Raw genomic sequence first — 2496 nt, 5'->3', positions numbered from 1 at the left:
CTCTTTCTCATCGATTCTCCCTTCAGTGACAGCCGGTGAGCGTTGTGCATCAGCCGGTCCAGGATCGCATCTGCCAGAGTGTTGTCCCCCAAGCTCGCGTACCACTCTTCCGTTGGCAGCTGACTGACCACGACCGTCGAGTATTTCCCGTACCGATCATCCATGATCTCCAGCAGGGCGTTGCGCTGCTCGGCATTCACCGCTTCCAGTCCCCAGTCATCCAGGATCAGCAGCTCTATCCTTGCCAGTTGACCCAGCAGTCTGGCGTAACTGCCATCTACCTTGGCCTGGCTCAGCTCAAGTAGCAGACGCGGCAGCCGGTAGTAACGAGTGCTGTGCCCCTGCTGACAGGCTTGGTAGCCCAGCGCACAGGCTAGGTAGGTTTTTCCGCAGCCACAGGGGCCGGTAATGAGCAGGTTCTGGCCCCGGCGCAGCCACTCTCCTTGGGCCAGGTTTGCCACCTGTGACCGCTCCAGGTTGCGTGCAGACTGGTAGTCCACCTCTTGCACCGTGGCCTGGAGTTTGAGCCTCGCCTGCTTGACCAGCCGAGCTTGTTTACGCTGCTCCCGGCTCAGTTGTTCGTGTTCGACCAGCAGGCTTAGCCGCTCGATGAAGGGCAGCCCTTCGTAGGTACTTGCCTGTTCCAGTTGTTGTTGCACGGCATCCGCCATGCCAGTCAGTTTCAGGTGTCTCAAGCGGGTCAGCGTTTGTTGGGTCATGGGTTTTTTCCTCGTTAGTGGAAGCTCTGGGGGCCGCGGATGTTCTCGTGCTCTTGCGGCAGTTCTGGATAACTGAGCGGACTTGCGGGCAGTTGGTCGCGGCCACTGGTCAGCACCGACTTGAGCTGCTTGAGCCGCACCAGTCCTTCCCGGTTGGCCAGCTGGCAACAGCCTTCGACTCGTGATGGCGGATACTCCCGGCTAAGACTCAGCAGTCCCAGGCAGAGTCGGTATGCCTGCTCGGCATGGGCTTTCTCTGCCAGCCGTTCGCTAACCCAGCACAAGGTGCCCGGTCCGATGTCGGCAGCCCACTGCTTAAGACGCCCTGGCGTCCAGCGTTGCTGCTTGCTGTGACGTTCCGGCATGTGCTCAGGGAGTGTGCTCATCCCCGGGATGGTTTTACGCGGATGGCTCGCGACCAGCTGTTGCTGGTGATAGACCTGAAGCAGGGTATCGCCCGCATGGAGCTCCAGTTGCTGACCCACATACTGGTGCGGCACCGAGTAATGGTGCTGCTCATAACTGACGTGATAGTCGATGTTGACCTTGACCGTTTTGATGGCGACATAGCGATAGGGATGCACCGGTAGTGACCCCAGTGCCGGGCGGTCCAACTGCTCAAACGCCTCGCGTCGGTTACCGGGCAGCTGCTTGAACGGGCGCTCGTTGAGCTCATTCAACAAAGCCCGGATGCACTGGTTTAGCTCGGCAAGCGAGAAGAAGGTCTGATGGCGTAGACGAGCCAGGATCCAGCGCTCGACGATCTGCACACCCACCTCGGCCTTGGCTTTGTCCTTAGGCTTGTAAGGGCGAGCTGGCATCACCGCCACCTGATAGTGCTCGGCCAACTGCTGGTAGCTGGGGTTGAGCTCGGGATCGTATCGGCAAGCCTTGCTGACACCGCTCTTGAGGTTGTCGGGGATCAGCAGTACCGGTGTCCCGCCGAAAAACTCAAAGGCACGGACATGGCTTTGCAGCCAGTCCGGCAGTGACTGGGACCAGGTGGCCTCGGCAAAGGTGTAGTTGGACGCACCGAGCACGGCGACAAAGACTTGTGCCTGACGGACCTCACCCGTAGTCGGCGACACGATGGGCACCGTGGGCCCGCAGTAGTCGATAAAGAGCTTTTCCCCCGCCTTGTGGATCTGGCGCATGGAGCGCTTTTGCAACTGACACCAGGACTTGTAACGGTCACAGAACTGGGAGTAGCTGTAACAGCTATTGGGATAGCGCTGGGTGTACTCCTCCCAGAGCAGCTGTTTGGAGACCCCCTTGCGCTTGAGCTCCTGATGGACAGAGGGCCAATCCGGCACAACATGGCGGGCCGAGATGGTGGTATCGGCCTGCGGATAGAACAGGGCAGCCAGTCGGCCATCATCAAGCTCGGTAGGTAAGGGCCAGGTAAGGCCGAGCGCCTGGGCACTTTTGAGGAGTTTCTGGATGGAGCCGACACTGACCTTGGTACAGATACTGATTTGGCGAACAGAGAGGTCAGCTTCCAGCCGCAGTCGCAGCACTTCACGAATTTTACGCATTGCAATCCTCTTGGCAGACATAGGCTCTTCCCTGGCAAAAGGGAGAGCGTATCAAAGGTTTTTAAATCAATGCGTTAAGGATGATTCCGGTGAATGTGAACAGTGATTCCGGGATGTTGAACACTGTTTCCGGAAAGGAGGGGCGAAGTGTTCAGGTTGAACCGGAATGAGCGTTCACATTGGTCCGGAAATGGTGTTCACGTTGAATCGGAATTGGTGTTCATGATCGGCCGGAATATGCA

2 protein-coding genes are annotated in these 2496 nt (G+C 58.3%); both read right to left on the bottom strand.

The window, feature by feature from the left end:
• Positions 1-719: IS21-like element ISAs29 family helper ATPase IstB (gene istB / locus PG881_RS23735; protein WP_270667056.1), on the bottom strand; the 719-nt coding region annotated here is incomplete at its 3' end.
• A 14-nt stretch (positions 720-733) separates the two neighbouring features.
• Positions 734-2275 (bottom strand): IS21-like element ISAs29 family transposase, encoded by a 1542-nt coding sequence (gene istA, locus PG881_RS23730; RefSeq protein WP_111809685.1) that lies wholly within the window; start codon positions 2273-2275, stop codon positions 734-736.
• Positions 2276-2496 lie beyond the last annotated feature (221 nt).

The sequence above is a fragment of the Aeromonas sp. QDB54 genome, from assembly GCF_027707385.1.
GTDB lineage: Bacteria > Pseudomonadota > Gammaproteobacteria > Enterobacterales > Aeromonadaceae > Aeromonas > Aeromonas hydrophila.
Note: the sequence above shows the minus strand (reverse complement) of the source record. Positions and strands in the feature narration are given on the sequence as shown.

Bases quoted from the DNA above. Each gene is read 5' to 3' on its own strand.
- istA (WP_111809685.1), bottom strand. From the start codon at position 2,275: ATGTCTGCCAAGAGGATTGCAATGCGTAAAATTCGTGAAGTGCTGCGA.